This is a genomic window from Inquilinus sp., from assembly GCF_057815775.1.
Map to the genome: position 1 here is coordinate 1 of NZ_JBYRFX010000819.1, position 15,558 is coordinate 15,558.

A 15,558-nucleotide genomic window follows, 5' to 3' on the forward strand; every position below is an offset into this window, starting at 1 on the left:
GCCGCCGATAACGAAAGTCGGATCCATGCCCGCTTCGGCGAGCACGCTGGCGACCAGGCTGGTGGTCGTAGTCTTGCCGTGAGTGCCGGCAACCGCGATGCCCTGCTTCAACCGCATCAACTCAGCCAGCATGATGGCGCGCGGCACCACCGGAATCTTGTGCGCGCGTGCCGCCACCACTTCCGGGTTGTCGTCCTTCACCGCGCTCGATACCACCACCGCGTCGGCGGTCTTGATATTGTCCGCGGCGTGACCTTTCATTACCGAGGCGCCCAGGCCGTTCAAGCGCTCAGGCGTTGATCGCCGGCAGCATCTCCGCCGACTCGCAGGCCGAGATGCCCGCGCAGGGTCGTCTGTTGGTAGTCGCGGCGGAACACACCCCAGTCCTGGAGATAGGGCACCACCTTGTCGACGAACTCGTCGAATCCCGTGGGCGTGAGATGCGGGGCGAAGACGAAGCCGTCGGCAGCATCCGACTGGACGTAGAGGTTGATCTCGCGCGCCACCGTCTCGGGCGTGCCGACGAAGTGCTGCCGCGCCGTCACCTTGATGATCAGCTGGCGGATGCTGAGCTTGTCGCGTTCGGCGATCTCGCGCCAGGTGCGGGCCGTCTCCAGCCGATTGTCGTAACGGGCGGCGCGGCCCTGCGAGATGGCCTGCACGGCGACATCGGGATCGACCTCAGGCAACGGACCATCCGGGTCGTAGGACGAGAGATCGCGGTTCCAGACCTGCTCCAGGAACACGATCGCGTTCTTCGGGCTGACCTGCTGCAGCCGGATGGCGGCCAGCCTCTCCTGCGCATCCTCCGCGCTGTCGCCGAGAACGAAGGCGGCGCCGGGCAGGATCTTCAGCTCGTCCGGATGGCGGCCGTGTTTGGCCAGCTTGCCCTTGACGTCGCGGTAGAAGGCCTGGCCATCCTCCAGCGTGCCGTGCCGGGAATAGATCAGGTCGGCATGGCTGGCGGCGAGGTCCCGCCCCGTATCGGAATCGCCGGCCTGGGCGATCACCGGGGTCCCCTGCGGCAGGGGCGACAGGGCGGAGCGACCGGCGATGTCGACATGCTTCGACTGGACGGCAAAGTCTGGCTGGGTCCAGATCCTGCGCGCGGCTTCGACGAACTCCCGTGCCCGCTCATAGCGTTCGGCGAAGGGCAGATGGTCGCCGCATCGGAAATTGGCCCCGGTGAACGCGCCGGGCGACGTCACCATGTTCCAGCCCGACCGCCCGCCCGACAGGATGTCGAGCGTCGCGAGCTGACGCGCCAGCGGATAGGGCTCGTTGAAGGTGGTGGTCAGCGTGCCGATCAGCCCGACATGGCGGGTGATGGCGGCCAGCGCGGTCAGGATCGCCAGCGTGTTGGGGCGGCCCGCCACGTCGAGATCGTGGAAGCGGCCCTTCTGTTCGCGCACCCTCAGGCCTTCGGCCAGGAAGATGAAGTCGAACTTGCCGCGCTCCACCGTCTCGGCGAAATGCCGGAACGAGGAGAAGGCGATCTGGCTGCCCGCCGCCGGATCGCTCCAGACGGTGAAATTGTTCACGCCGGGGAACTGCGCCCCGAGGATGACCTGCTTCTTCGACATGATGCGGTTCCGATATGCGGTCAGGCGGCAGCGGCGGCGTAGCGATTCACGGCCGCCGGCAGGCCGAGCCGTTCGCGCAGGGTGGCGCCCGGGGCGCCGGGCGTGACTCCCGCCCGGCGCAGGGCGGGGAGGATGGTCTCGACCAGCTCCGGCAGATCGATTTCGGGGCCGCCGAGCTGGAGGCGGATGCCGTCGAGGCCCGCCGCCGACCACTCCGCGACCTGCACGGCCAGGCCCGCCGCCCCGCCCCTGCCAGCCGGCACATCCGCGAAGCGCAGCGGGTCACGGCCTGTCGTCTGGTCCCGCAGCTTCGCCAGGAGCGATACCAGTCCCTCGGCGCCGGGGCGCAGGAAGACGAGATCCGCCGCGGCGGCCAGCGCCGGGTCGTCACCCGAGGCGAAGGTCGTGGCGACCACCGGCTGGCCCTGCGGCGGGCGCGGCGTGATCGAGGGGCCGAGCACGCTGAACCCGGCGCCCTTGAAATCGATATTGTGCAGCTTGGCGCCGTCGAGGAAGCGCTGGCTTTCCGGATCACGGATCACCGCATCATCCTCCCAGCTGTCCCACAGCCGGCGGATGACCTCGACCGCGTCGAGCGCGTCGCGGCCGAGCGCCGCCGGGTCGATCGCCGGGAAACCGCCGAGGCTGCCGATGGCCCGCCCGGCTTCGGCCGCCCGTTCGCCACGCAGCTGCTGCACCAGCAGGCCGGCCCGCCCCTCGGTCACATGGTCCAGCGTCGCGATCGCGGTGGAGACGTGAAACGGTTCTAGGAAATTGACCGGGGCACCGGCGATGATGCCGATGTGGCGGGTGCGGGCGCCCAGCCAGTTGGCGAGCAGCGCCGCGTCCGGCCCGTCGCCTTCGGGCCGGGCGAAACCGTCCTCCAGCGTCACGAAATCCGCCGCGCCATCGAGGCGGTCCGCAACCGCGCCCCAGAGCGCCTGCCATCCCGTGTCGTGCGGAATCTTCAGCACCGCCACGTCGAGGCCGATGCCGAGGCGGAGTCCAGCCGTGTCCGTCATGCTCTGCTTCCTGTCCGGAGGATCATCACGCCACCGTCTCCCGTTGCACGAGCCGGGCGGCGATCTTCGCTTCCTGCTGGGCCTTGACCGCGGTCACGCGGGCCGTGGCGTCCGCGAGGGAGGCAGCGGGGGCCGGCACCGGCGAGAGCCCCGGCTGGCCGGCCTTGGCGCCGATGTGCTTTTCGAACGGCAGCGAACGGTACAGCTCCGGATCGGCCGCCGGATCGAACAGCGGCCGGTAGCCGAGCGAGAGATAGAGTGCGGTAGCCTCCGGCTGGCGGAAGCCGGTGGTGAGATAGGCGCGGGTGTAGCCCTGCGACGCGGCACTCTCCTCCAAAGCGAGGACGATGCGCCGCGCCAGGCCCTGGCGCCGCAGGCCGCCATGGGTCCAGACGCGCTTCAGCTCCGCCGTCTCGTCGTCATGGCTCATGAAGGCCCCGCCGGCGATCGTCTCGCCGTCGCGCAGCAGCAGCAGGAAGTCCCCGATCGGCGGCGCGAAGGCCCGCGGCGGATAGCGCAGGATCTCCGTGCGGGCGCCCCCCGGGCGGCTTTCGAGACCGCCATAGCGGCCGTCATACTCGCCGATCAGCCCTTCCAGCAGGGGCTGGGCTTCGGGAGCGAGCGGGGAGGAGTGGATGATGATGTCGCTCATGCCTCTATCCCGGACGATCTGTCCTCGGTTCAATGGACTCGAAATCAGGCTGCGGCCGCGGCGGCCAGGGTCGGCACCGCGGCGAGCAGGGCCTGGGTGTAGCTGTGGCGCGGGGCGGCGAAGACCGCCGCGACATCGCCGGATTCGACCACCCGGCCGCCCTTCATCACCACGACCCGGTCGGCGAGGTGATGGACGACGCCGAGGTCGTGCGAGATGAACAGCAGCGCGGTGCCGGACTCGGCCTGGAGTTCGGCGAGCAGGTCCAGCACCTGCGCCTGGATCGAGACGTCGAGCGCGCTGACCGGCTCATCCGCCACCAGCAGCTGCGGCCGCGGTGCGAAGGCGCGCGCGATCGCGACGCGTTGGCGCTGCCCGCCCGACAGCTCACGCGGATGGCGGTCGAGAAAGGCCGGGCCGAGCCGGACCGCGTCCAGCACCTCCAGCACACGCCGCCGGCGCTCGGCACCGAACACCTGCACCGCATCCAGGCTTTCGCCGACGATCCGGTCGACGCTGTAGCGCGGGTCGAAGGAGCTCAGCGCATCCTGGGCGATCAGCTGGATGCTGGCACGACGGGCGCGGCGGTCCCGTTCCTCCAGCTCGCTACAGGGCTGCCCATCGACCAGCACCCGGCCGCCATCCGGCGCGACCAGCCCCAGCACGATGCGGGCCACCGTGCTTTTGCCGGATCCGGACTCGCCGACGGTGCCCAGCGTTTCGCCGGCCGCCAGCTCGAAGGACACGTCGTTGACCACCAGCGCCGCCGCGGCACCGCTGCCATAGCGCTTCTCCAGCCGCTCCGCCACCAGCACCCGGCGCTGGGGATCGACCCGCTTGGCCGGCAGGGGAAGTCTTGGCCGGCCCAGCGCCCTCCCCTCCGGCGCGGGCGCCAGGCGATAGCCGCGCGAGGCGGCGGAGGGGACGGCGTCCAGCAACTGGCGCGTGTAGGGATGGGCTGGTGCCGAGAGCAGGTCGGCGGTGCGCCCCTGTTCGACCACCTCGCCGTTCCGCATCACCAGCACGCGGTCCGCCAGCCGGGAAACCACGGCGAGATCGTGGCTGATCAGCAGCAGTGTGTTGCCAGCCCTCTGCCGCTGTTCCAGCAGTTCGAGGATCTGCCGCTGCACGGTGACGTCGAGCGCGGTGGTGGGCTCGTCCGCGATCACCAGATCGGGCTGGCCGGCGATCGCGGTGGCGATCAGCGCGCGCTGCCGCAGCCCGCCGGAGAGCTGGTGCGGATACTGCCGCAGACGGTGTTCCGGATCGGGGATCCCGACCGACTGCAGCAGCACCCTGGCGCGCGGGTCCACCCGGCCCCAGCGCAGGCCGCCCCACACGCCGCCAGGAGCGCCAAGCGCGTCGGAGACCTGCTGGCCGATCCGCCGCAGCGGGTCGAGCGAGACCAGCGCGTCCTGCAGCACCAGGCCGATCCGGCGGCCGCGCAGCCGGCGCCACTGCCGTTCCCGGTATTGCAGCACGGATTCGCCGTCGATCTCGAACACGTCGGCGGTGACCTCGGCCCCCGGGCCGGTCAGTCCGACCAGGGAGCGGGCGGTGACCGACTTGCCGGAGCCGGATTCGCCGACCAGGGCGACGGTTTCGCCGCGATGGATGGTCAGGTCGAGCCCGCGGACCACGGCCGCCATCCCCGCGGCACCGGGAAAGCGGATCGTCAGGTTGCGGATCCTGACCAGGGGATCGGCTGCGGTCACGGCTGCCTCCTGCCCTCGAAGGCGGCCTGCCACCGGCGCCCGAGCGCGCTGACCGAGATCACCGTCAGGGTGATGCTGATGCCGGGCCAGACCGCGACCCACCAGGCGTTGCGCAGATAGTTCCGCCCCTCGGACAGCATCGCGCCCCATTCCGGTACCGGCGGCTGCGGGCCCATGCCGAGGAAGCTGAGCCCGGCCGCGCCGATGATCGCGGTGCCGAGGCCGATGGTGGCGAGAACCGGCACCTGGGCGATGGCATGCGGCAGCACATGGCGCCAGACCAGGGTCGCCCGGGTCAGGCCGAAGGTCTTCGCCTGCTCGACATAGCCGGATTCGGCGACGACGAAGGTCTGGGCCCGCACCACCCTGGCGAAACGCGGGATGGAGGCGACGCCGAGGGCGAAGATCAAATTGCCGGTGCCGGGGCCGGTGAAGGAGATCAGCACCAGCGCCAGCAGCAGGTCCGGAAAGGCGGAGACGACATCAAGGAAGCGGGTGATCACCTCATCGACCCAGCCGCGCGCCAGCCCGGCGAGCAGCCCGAGCAGCGATCCGACGACCACCGCGATCAGCATGGCGCTGACGCCGATCAACAGCGAATAGCGCGCGCCATGGACGACGCGGGAGAACACGTCGCGGCCGAGCTGGTCGGTGCCGAACCAATGGCCGATGCCGGGCGGCATCTGCGCCTGTAGCGGATCGGCGGCGATCGGATCGATACCGGTGAGCAGGCCCGGCGAGACCGTGGCCGCGACGATGACCAGAAGGAAAGCCGCCGCGACCAGCAGGCCGGGATGGCGGAGACCGGTGGAGAGCAGGCCCGGGCGGGGCGCCCGGGATGCAGCGGTCGATGCGATGGTCATGGCGTCCCCCTCACCGGCTGCGCGCCCGCAGGCGCGGATCGAGGACGAGGTAGAGGAGGTCGACCAGGGTGCTGATCCCCACATAGATCGCCGCCGAGAAGATCGCGATCGCCAGCACCACCGGCAAATCCTTGCTGAGCACCGCATCGACCGTGATCTTGCCGAGGCCGGGCCGGCCGAACACCAGCTCGGTGATGACAGCGCCGCTGAGCAGCCCGCCGACCAGCCAGCCGGTCAGGGTCACCGCCGGCAGCGCGGCATGGCGCAGGCCGTGCCGCAGCCGCAGGGTCAGGCCGCTGGCCCCCCAGCTGCGCACCGTCAGGGCGAAGGGTTCTTCCAGCGCGCGCTCCAGCCCCTGCCGCAGGACCTGGCCGACCACGGCGCCGAGCGACAGCCCAAGGGACAGCGCCGGCAGCACCAGCGCGGCGAAGTTGCGGTCCCCGGCCACCGGAAACAGCTTGAGGGTGAAGCTGAAGATGAACAGCAGCACAATGCCGAGCCAGAAGGACGGCGTCGACACCAGCACCAGCTCGACGCCGCCGGCGATGCGCCGCGCCCAGGGCCGGCCGGCCGTCAGCACCGCCGTCGCCACGGCAAAGACGATCGCCACGACCAGCGCCGCAGCGGTCAGCTTCAAGGTCGGCAGGAGCTGCGACAGGATCAGCGGGCCGACATCGGTCTGCAGCATGTAGGAACGGCCGAAATCGCCGTGCAGGGCGCGCCAGAGATAGCGCAGATACTGCACGACCAGCGGGTCATCCAGACCCCATTCGGCGCGGACCGCCGCCTCGACCTCCGGCGTGCGCACCTGCTCGCCGATCAAGAGGTTGACGATGTCGCCCGGCGCGACCTGCAGGCTGACGAAGCTCAGCGTCGCCGCGGTCCACAGCACCAGGATGCCGGAGCCGATGCGGCCCAGGATCTGCGCCGGCAGCGACCCGCGCATGCCGCGGAACCGACGTCCGGTCGCCAGCGGCACCGGCCGGATGGTGGTGGAGTTCTCGATCGTCACGATGCCCTGCTCCTGCCCGGCCGCACGGCCGGCTACCGGCTGACCCAGATGTCGTAGGCGCTCTCCGGCAGCTGCTTGAACGGCCGGAAGCCGGCGCCGTGCACCTGCGAGGCGGCGGCGATCTGGTCCTCCGGCTCGTAGAGCGGCAGGGCATAGGCCTGCTCGGCGATGGCGAAGCGCTGCAGCCGGGCGTAGAGGTCGAAGCGCGTCTTGTGGTCCAGGGTGGCAGCGGCCGCCCGCAGCCAGGTCAGCAGCTCCGGCGCCGCGGCGCGGCTGTAGTTGATCGACCCGCCCTGGTCGATCGGCAGGTAGTGGTATTCGATGTCGATCCCGTCGGTCGGCGTGTTGGAGTTGGCGATGGAGCCGAACTTGCCGGTGGGGCGCCGGTCGGTGTAAGTGCCGGCGTCGACATAGGTGATGGCCAGGTCGATCCCCGCCTGCTGCCGGGCCTGGGCCTGCAGCGCCTGCAGCAGCACGTCGCGCTGGTCGCGCACCGTGGCCTGGGCCTGCACCACCTCGATGCTCAGGCACTGGCCGTCCTTGGTGCGGAAGCCGTCGGCGTCGCGCGCGGTCCAGCCGGCCTGATCGAGCAGTGCGTTGGCCTGCTTCGGGTCGTGGCTATAGCTGCGCTCGATGCCGGCATCATAGAACTGGGTATCGATGGGTGAGGTGATGCCCCAGGCCCGGGTGCGCTCGCCGCGATAGACCGATTGCAGCACCGCATCGACATCGATCGCGGCGACCAGCGCCTTGCGCACGCGGATGTCCTGTGTCGGTCCGTAGGCCGTGTTGAGGAACAGGGAATAGGGCGTGCCGGTGTTCAGCGCCTTCTGGTAGCTGTATTCCGGATCGTCCCGGAACACCGCGGCGTCATTGCCCGGGATGCCTTCGATCAAATCGACCTGCCCGGAGCTCAGCGCCCCGATGCGGACCGAGGATTCCGACAGGAAGCGATAGGTCACCTCGTCGAGATAGGCCGGCCCCTGATGCGCCGCGGTCGACGGCGCCCAGTTGTACTTCGGGTTGCGGACGAAGTGGATCTCCTGGCCCTTGGTGTAGCGGTCGAGGATGAAGGGGCCGGTGCCCGCCACCTCCGGCCCGCCGGCCTTCAGCTTCGGCGAGTCGAAGGAAGCGGGAGAGAGGATCTCCAGCCCCGCGGCGAAATCGAGGAACGACGCATAGGTGTCCTTGAGCGTCAGCTCCACCGTCTTGTCGTCGACGGCGCGGGCCAGTTCCAGATGGGACACCGGGCCGGCACTGATGCTGCCGGAATAGGTGGCATTCTTGAGCCTGGCGAAGTTGGTCACGACAGCGGCGGCGTCGAACGCCTGGCCATCGCTGAACGCCACGCCGTCCCGCAGGGTGAAGGTGTAGGTCCTGCCGTCGTCCGACACCCGGTACCCGGTCGCCAGCCAGGGCACGTAGCCGCCATCGGCGGTGCGGGCCAGCAGGGATTCGAAGACGTTGCGCAGCAGCAGCTTGGTCTTGTCCTGGCCGTTGAGCTGCGGGTTGAGCGTGGCCGGTTCCGTCTCCACCCCCCAGGTCAGCGCGCCGCCGCTGACTGGCGTGTCCGTGGCCGCATGGGAGGCCTGGCCGCACAGGGCCAGGACCGAGACGCCGAGTGCCGCGACAGCCAGCCTCCGCAAATGCTTGCTCACAACCACGATAACGATCTCCTTGCTGGCCGACGGGCGGCGATAAATGCGGGACCCGGGGCCTAGCGCTCGACCCAGACGTCGTAGGCGTTCTCAGGCATCTGGAAAAACGGCCGGAAGCCCTCGCCATGCACATGCGCGGCGGCGGCGATCTGGTCCTCCGGCACATAGAGCGGCAGGGCATAGGCCTGCTCGACGACGGCGAAGCGCTGCAGCCGGGCGTAGAGGTCGAAGCGGGCCTTGCGGTCCAGGGTCGCCGCGGCGGCCTGCAGCCAGCCCAGCACCTCGGGCGCCGCGGTGCGGCTGTAGTTGATGCGGCCGCCCTGATCCACCGGCAGGTAATGGTATTCGATGTTGAAGCCGTCGCCGGCCGGCGTGGTCGAATTGAGGATGGCGTCGTACTTGCCGCTGACGGTCCGGTCGGCATAGGTGCCGGGGTCGACATAGGCGATGGCGAGATCGATCCCCGCCTTCTGCCGCAGCTGCGCCTGCAACGCCTGCAGCAGCACGTCGCGCTGGTCGCGCATCGTGGCCTGGGCCTGGGTCGCCTCGATCCGCAGGCGCTGGCCATCCCTGGTGCGGAACCCATCGGCGTCGCGGCCGGTCCAGCCCGCCTCGTCGAGCAGCGTGTTGGCCAGCTTGGGGTCGTTGCCGTAGCTGCGCTCGATGCCGGCATCGTAGAGCTGCGTGTCGATCGGCGCGTTGATGCCCCAGGCCCGGGTGCGCTCACCCCGATAGACCGACTGCAGCACCGCATCGACATCGACCGCGGCAACCACCGCCCTGCGCACGCGGACGTCCCGGGTCGGGCCCCAGGTCGTGTTGAGGTACAGCGTGCAGGGCGTGCCGGAGTTCAGCGCGTGCTGGTAGCGGAAGTCGGGATCGTCCCGAAACAGCCCGGCGTCATTGCCGGAGATGCCCTCGATCAGGTCGACCTGCCCGGAGCTCAGCGCCCCGGTACGCACCGAGGATTCGGACAGGAAGCGGTAGGTCACCTCGTCGAGATAGGCCGGCCCCTGATGCGACGCGGTCGATGGCGCCCAATGGTAGGCCGGGTTGCGGATGAAATGGGCCTCCTGGCCCTTGGTGTAGCGATCGAGGATGAAGGGGCCGGTGCCCGCCACCGCGTGCCCGCCGGCCTTCAGCGTCGGCGAGTCGAAGGCGGCCGGGGAGATGATCTCCAGCGATGCGATGTAGTCGAGGAATGGCGCGTAGGTGGCCTTCAGCGTCAGCTCCACCGTCCTGTCGTCCAGGGCACGGGCTTCCGCCACGCGGGAGATCGGCCCGGTGCTGACCGCCGCGGAATAGGCAGGGTCTTTGACTTTGGTGAGGTTCGTGACCACCGCGGCGGCGTCCAGCTTCCGGCCATCGCTGAAGGTGACGTCGTCGCGCAGGGTGAAGGTGTAGGTCTTGCCGTCGTCCGACACGGTGTAGCCGCTGGCCAGCCAGGGCACGTAGCCGCCATCGGCCGTCCGGGCCAGCAGGGATTCGAAGACATTGCGCAGCAGCAGCTTGGCCTTGGCCTGGCCGTTGAGATGCGGGTTCAGCGTCGTCGGCTCGGTCTCGACGCCCCAGGCCAGCGACCCGCCCTGCACCGGCGTCGCGCCATCCGCGGCCACCGCGCCAGGGCTGCCGAGCGCGGCCATGGCCATGGCGATCCCCATGACAGCGTGAATCAGACCCGTTCTTGCCGCCACGACAACCGTCTCCCGTCCTGAACCAAGCCCAGAGTCATTTCACGATCCATGATCGTGAGTCAAACCACTATCAACATAAATCTGTAGATTTTTTGTGGTACCAACATTTTTGAATTGCGTATTTATATTTAATCACTGACCGTATGAGTGATTCTAGCACCTGGCCCTCCCGGACCGATGGACCGCGATCGGGACGGCCTGACGATGCAAGGACGATCATGACGACATGGATCCGCCCGGTTCGGACGCTTCCGATCATCGCTGCGACGCCGTCCGGTCCGTCATCGACGGCCGCTCGCGGCGTTGCATGTGCCGGGTCCGGGATCCATGGCCGCGGCGCCGGCCAGTGTCGATGCGGGCTGTCTCGCACGGTGCCCGTCGGCCATGGCCGGCACGGCAGTCTCGCCCGCAGCGCCTGACCGAACAGGCTCCCGGACACCCCCTGCGAAACAGCCCGTTCGAGCGGCCCCCGGCGCGGGGAACCCCGAACGCATGCCTCGCCACGATCCACATGTCACGGGCCGAGAACCGGCCCCATCAGGAGTCACGTCGCATGACGACGACCACCACTGCCCGGCCCCAGCCGTCGGAGACCCGTCTCGATCTCACGCCCCTCACCGTCCGCATCGGCGCGGAGATCGGGGGCGTCAAGCTTTCGGGCGACCTGCCAGACGACGCGATTGCGGCCATCAACGCCGCCCTGCTCCACCACAAGGTCATCTTCTTCCGCGGCCAGGAGCATCTGACCGATGCCGAACAGGAGCGGTTCTCCGCCCGGCTCGGCACCCTCGTGCGGCACCCGACCGAACCGGCCCGCCCCGGCACCACCGTCATCCTCGAACTCGATTCCAGCAGCGGCTACGGGCGCGCCGATTCCTGGCACACCGACGTCACCTTCGTCGACGCGTACCCGAAGATCTCGATCCTGCGCGGCGTGACCATCCCGGCGGTCGGCGGCGACACGGTCTGGGCCAACACCGTGACCGCCTATGACGGCCTGCCGCCGGAGCTGAAGGCGGCGGCCGAGCAGCTGTGGGCCGTCCACAGCAACGCCTACGACTATGCCGCGCGCCGGCCGCAGGCCAATGAGGCGGAGCGCCGGCACTTCGAGGAGGTGTTCACCTCCACCGTCTACGAGACCGAGCATCCCGTGGTCCGGGTCCATCCGGAGACGGGCGAGCGCTCCCTGATCCTCGGCGCCTTCGTGCAGCGCTTCGTCGGCTATTCGCGCAGCGCCACGGAACATCTCTACCAGCTGCTGCAGTCGCATGTGCTGAGGCCCGAGAACACGGTGCGCTGGCGCTGGCAGGCCGGCGACGTCGCGATCTGGGACAACCGGGCGACCCAGCATTACGGCGTCAACGACTATGGCGACGCGCTGCGGATCGTCCGCCGCACCACCCTCGACGGCGACGTGCCGGTGAGCGTCGACGGCCGCCACAGCGCCACCCGCAAGACGACGACCCGCAATCCCGCCGCGAACGCCGCCTGACGCTCGCGGCCAGGAACCCCTGTCATGAAATTCATCGCACTCGCCGTGCTTCTTGCCGGCCTCGGCGCCGCCCTGCCGGCCGCAGCCGATCCCATCGCCATCCGCATCGGCTATCCCGGCGTCGGCCTCGACGACCGACCCTTCGCCTATGGCGACTACATCTCCGTCGCCCATGTGCAGAAGCTGGTCGAGGCGGAGTTCAAGGACCAGCCCGACGTGACGGTCACCTGGACCTTCTTCCGCGGTGCCGGACCTGCCCTCAACGAATCCCTCGCCGGCGGCCAGCTCGACTTCGCCGCCGGGCTGGGCGACCTGCCGGCGATCGTCGGCCGGTCGCGGGGGCTCGCCACCAAGTTCCTTGCCTCGGCCGGCACCCACGACCCGCTCTACCTCGCGGTGCCGCCGAATTCCGACATCAAATCCGTCGAGGAGCTGAAGGGCCACAAGGTGGCGCAGTTTCGCGGCACCAACCTGCAGATCGCAACCGACCGCGTGCTCGAAGCGCATGGCCTGACGGAGAAGGATATCCGCTTCGTCAGCCTCGACTCGAACTCGGCCACCGCGGCCCTCGTCTCCGGCAATGTCGACGCGTCCTTCGGCGGTTCGGAATATCTCGACCTCGCCAAGCAGGGCGTGGTGAAGATCATCTATTCGACCAAGGGCGACAATCCGACGCTCGGCCGCAACTCCGGCCTCTACGTCACCACAGAGTTCGAGCAGGCCCATCCGGATATCACCGCCAAGGTGGTGCATGCCTTCGTCAAGGCGGCCCACTTCGCCGCCGATGAAGGCAACCGGCAGGCGGTGTTCGATATCTGGGCCAAGGCCGGCCTGCCGGTCGAAAGCTTTGCCGCCGATTTCAAGGACGAGCGCCTGGCCCACCGGATCACGCCTGTTGTCGATGACTACATCATTGCCCGCTACAAGGACCAGGTGGCGCGGGCCAAGGCCTATGGCCTGATCAAGAAGGACGTCGACGTCGACAGCTGGTTCGAGACCAAATACCTCAACCAGGCGCTGGCCGACCTCAAGCTCGAGCACTATTGGCCGACCTTCGACGCCAACGGCCAGAAGGTGACCGACGGCGAGGTCGAGCAGACCAGAGCGGCGTCGAACTGAGATGGCGGGCGGGCAGATCGACTCCCATTCCGCCGCGGGGGGCGGCGGGTCGGCGCCCGCCCGTCGCGTCCGGCGCGGCCTGCGGATCGCCGGCGACGTCGCCCTCGGCCTCGTCGTCCCGGCGGGCCTGCTCCTGGCCTGGCAGCTTTCGTCCAGCCATGGCTGGCTGCCGGACCAGATCCTGCCGTCGCCGGAAACCGTCCTCGACACCTTCACCGAAGGGGTCGAGGACGGCTCGCTCCTCTCGGCGACGCTGACCAGCCTGCGCCGCGTCGCCGAAGGCTTTGCCGCCGGCGCGCTGAGCGGGGTCTTGGTCGGCGGCGCCATCGGCCTGTCCAAGCCGCTGCGCAGCCTCGTCGACCCCGTCTTCCTGGCCCTGAGCCAGGTGCCGGTGCTGGGCTGGCTGCCGATCCTGATCCTGCTGGTCGGGATCGATGAGGAGCTGAAGATCATCATCATCGGCTGGTCGGCCTTCGTGCCGGCCGTGCTGAACACCAGCCAGGGCGTGCGCGACGTCCCGGCGCAGTATGTCGAGCTGGGCGGGTCCTCGCCTTCAGCCGATCGTCGACGCTGGGGACCATCGTGCTGCCCTCGGCGGCGCCGTCGATCTTCACCGGGCTGCGCGAGGGGCTGGCCAACAGCTGGCAGACGCTGGTCGCGGTCGAACTCCTCGCGTCCTTCGAGGGCTTGGGCTACCTCATGGCCTATGGCCGCCAGCTGTTCCAGCTGGAGCTGGTCCTGGTGGCGATGGTCGTCATCGGGCTGATCGGCCTGGTCTTCCACGGACTGCTGACGCTGGCGGAAGACCGCCTGCAGCGCTGGCGGGCGGAGGCATCGCGATGAGCGCGCCCGCCGCTGCGATCGAGACCGCTCAGCGAGAGTCCCACCCCTGGCCGACCCCGGCGCGATGGCGACCCTTCGCGCTCCCCCTGGTCATTCTCATCAGCTGGGAGATCCTGGCCCATCTCGGCGCGGCGGATCCCCGATTCCTGCCGTCGCCGGAGGCGGTGCTGGCCCGCGGCGTGTCGGAATTCCGTTCGGAAGGGCTGACCGGCAATCTCCTGGCCAGCCTGCAGCGGGACCTGCTCGGCTTCGCCATCGGTGCCGCAGCGGGGCTCGTCGCCGGCTTGCTGATCGGCTTCTCGGCCCTGATGCGGCGGCTGCTCGGACCGATCCTGCTGGTGCACCGGCAGATCGCCCTGTTCGCCTGGGTGCCGCTGCTGTCGATGTGGTTCGGCGGCGGTGAGACCGGCAAGGTCGCCTTCATCGCGCTCGCCGCCTTCCAGCCGACCGTGATCAACACCTGGCAGGGCGTGGCCGGCATCCCGCGCGCCTATCGCGAGCTCGCCGACGTCCTGACCTTCCGCTGGCTGGATTTCGTGGCGCTGATCGCCATTCCGGGCGCGCTGCCGCAGATCTTCAGCGGCCTGCACGCCGCCCTGATCTATGCCTGGGTCGCGACCATCGGCGCGGAGCTGCTGCTCAACATCGCGCCTGGGCTCGGCGGCCGCATGAACGAGGGGCAGCATTTGTTCCAGATGGACCTGCTGCTGTTGTGCATCCTGCTGCTCGGCGCCGTCGGCGTGTTCTTCAACCTGCTCGCCTCGGCCCTGGAGCGCCACCTGCTGCGCTGGAGACCCCGATGACCGTCCCCCTCAAGATCGAACCGCGCGCCGGGCGTGGCCTGCATGCCCTGGAGATCGCGGGCGTCAGCAAGCGCTTCGATGTCGCCGGGCAGCGCGTCCAGGCCCTGTCCGACATCGACCTCACCGTCGACCAGGGCGAATTCCTCACCATCGTCGGCGCCTCTGGCTGCGGCAAGTCCACCCTGCTGCGGCTGATCCTCGGGCTCGACACCGCCTATGACGGTGAGATCCGGGTCAACGGCAAGCCGGTCGAACGACCTGGGCTCGACCGGTCGATCGTGTTCCAGGAACACCGGCTACTGCCCTGGCTGACCGTCGAGGCCAATGTCGGGGCGGCCCTGCGCCGGAGCAAGCTCGCCAGGCGCGAGAAGCGGGAGCTCATCCACAGCCATCTCGAGCTGGTCGGGCTCGAATCCTTCGCCAAGGCCTATCCGTCGCAGCTGTCGGGCGGCATGGCGCAGCGGGTGGCGATCGCCCGCGCCCTGGTCAACCGCCCTCGCTTCCTGCTGCTGGACGAACCGCTCGGCGCCCTCGACGCCCTGACCCGGCTGCGCCTGCAGGACGAGCTGAAGCGCATCGTCAGCCATGAGGGCATCACGGCGGTGCTCGTCACCCATGACGTCGATGAGGCGGTCTATCTCGGCAACCGCATCGTCGTCATGCACCCGCATCCCGGCCGGATCGCGGCCGTGCTTCCGGTGCGGGCCGATGTGAAGCGCAACCGGTCCGATCCCGGCTTCATCCGGCTGCGCGACCAGGTGCTCGCCCTGCTCGGCGTCTCCCGTGCCGAAGACACGCCCTTCCCTGCCATGGGGCCGGACCGTCACGTGCGGCCGGTCTCGGCCCCACAAGTCGCCTGAGCTCGGTTTTCAATAGCAGTCCCGCGCCTGGAGGCATTTATCCGTTATCGCCAACATGCCGTTGCCGACGGACGCTTTGCCTCCTCACAGCAGGAAATCGCCCGCCACCAGGGCGACATGCCCGGTCAGGACGATGTTGAAGTCGGAATTGCCGTCGCCGTTGATGTCGCCGCCGATGACGGTGTCGGTACCGGAGAAGGCGAAGTGCACTTCACCGGCATGGTGGGTGAACGCCCCGCTGC

At 69.3% G+C, this 15,558-nt stretch carries 12 protein-coding genes and 2 pseudogenes; 5 read left to right on the forward strand and 9 right to left on the reverse strand.

From position 1 onward, the window contains the following. The 9 genes and pseudogenes from AC3XYG_RS29370 to AC3XYG_RS29410 all read right to left on the reverse strand — a co-directional run. Nucleotides 1-291, reverse strand: a pseudogene (locus AC3XYG_RS29370) (Mur ligase domain-containing protein); the annotation flags it as partial. Then, nucleotides 282-1,583, reverse strand: coding sequence for an LLM class flavin-dependent oxidoreductase (locus AC3XYG_RS29375; RefSeq protein ID WP_489143424.1), 1,302 nt, complete (start codon nt 1,581-1,583; stop codon nt 282-284). The pseudogene AC3XYG_RS29370 and the gene AC3XYG_RS29375, both read right to left, overlap by 10 nt. Before the next feature lie 20 nt (nt 1,584-1,603). Beyond that, nucleotides 1,604-2,605 carry an LLM class flavin-dependent oxidoreductase gene (locus AC3XYG_RS29380; protein ID WP_489143425.1) on the reverse strand — a complete coding sequence of 334 codons (1,002 nt, stop codon included), beginning with the start codon at nt 2,603-2,605 and terminating at the stop codon, nt 1,604-1,606. A 25-nt stretch (nt 2,606-2,630) separates the two neighbouring features. Beyond that, entirely contained in the window at nt 2,631-3,257 is a 627-nt protein-coding gene (locus AC3XYG_RS29385; RefSeq protein WP_489143426.1) for a GNAT family N-acetyltransferase, read from the reverse strand. 44 nt (nt 3,258-3,301) lie between these two features. Then, nucleotides 3,302-4,972: a dipeptide ABC transporter ATP-binding protein gene (locus tag AC3XYG_RS29390; protein ID WP_489143427.1), complete on the reverse strand. Its 1,671-nt coding sequence runs from the start codon at nt 4,970-4,972 to the stop codon at nt 3,302-3,304. Beyond that, nucleotides 4,969-5,835, reverse strand: a complete 867-nt coding sequence (locus AC3XYG_RS29395) for an ABC transporter permease (protein WP_489143428.1) — start codon at nt 5,833-5,835, stop codon at nt 4,969-4,971. Before AC3XYG_RS29395 ends, AC3XYG_RS29390 begins: the two co-directional genes overlap by 4 nt. A 10-nt stretch (nt 5,836-5,845) precedes the next feature. Beyond that, nucleotides 5,846-6,847 carry an ABC transporter permease gene (locus AC3XYG_RS29400; RefSeq protein WP_489143429.1) on the reverse strand — a complete coding sequence of 334 codons (1,002 nt, stop codon included), beginning with the start codon at nt 6,845-6,847 and terminating at the stop codon, nt 5,846-5,848. 32 nt (nt 6,848-6,879) lie between these two features. Further along, nucleotides 6,880-8,511: an ABC transporter substrate-binding protein gene (locus AC3XYG_RS29405; protein WP_489143430.1), complete on the reverse strand. Its 1,632-nt coding sequence runs from the start codon at nt 8,509-8,511 to the stop codon at nt 6,880-6,882. A gap of 53 nt (nt 8,512-8,564) precedes the next feature. Beyond that, on the reverse strand, nt 8,565-10,154 hold the full coding sequence (locus AC3XYG_RS29410) for an ABC transporter substrate-binding protein (protein WP_489143431.1): 1,590 nt from the start codon (nt 10,152-10,154) through the stop codon (nt 8,565-8,567). 598 nt (nt 10,155-10,752) lie between these two features. Between AC3XYG_RS29410 and AC3XYG_RS29415 the strand changes: the two genes are divergently transcribed. The 5 genes and pseudogenes from AC3XYG_RS29415 (at nt 10,753) to AC3XYG_RS29435 (ending at nt 15,316) form a co-directional block, all read left to right on the forward strand. Next, entirely contained in the window at nt 10,753-11,691 is a 939-nt protein-coding gene (locus AC3XYG_RS29415) for a TauD/TfdA dioxygenase family protein (protein WP_489143432.1), read from the forward strand. A gap of 24 nt (nt 11,692-11,715) precedes the next feature. After that, the gene (locus AC3XYG_RS29420) at nt 11,716-12,810 is read left to right on the forward strand and encodes an ABC transporter substrate-binding protein (protein WP_489143433.1); all 1,095 of its coding nucleotides are present in this window, start codon (nt 11,716-11,718) and stop codon (nt 12,808-12,810) included. Nucleotide 12,811: 1 nt separating this feature from the next. Then, nucleotides 12,812-13,653 (forward strand): annotated as a pseudogene (locus tag AC3XYG_RS29425) (ABC transporter permease). Further along, a complete protein-coding gene (locus AC3XYG_RS29430) occupies nt 13,650-14,456 on the forward strand; it encodes an ABC transporter permease (RefSeq protein ID WP_489143434.1) in 807 nt (268 codons plus the stop codon). The pseudogene AC3XYG_RS29425 and the gene AC3XYG_RS29430 overlap by 4 nt, the downstream one beginning before the upstream one ends. Continuing rightward, on the forward strand, nt 14,453-15,316 hold the full coding sequence (locus AC3XYG_RS29435) for an ABC transporter ATP-binding protein (RefSeq protein ID WP_489143435.1): 864 nt from the start codon (nt 14,453-14,455) through the stop codon (nt 15,314-15,316). The genes AC3XYG_RS29430 and AC3XYG_RS29435 overlap by 4 nt, the downstream gene beginning before the upstream one ends. Nucleotides 15,317-15,558: the final 242 nt, after the last annotated feature.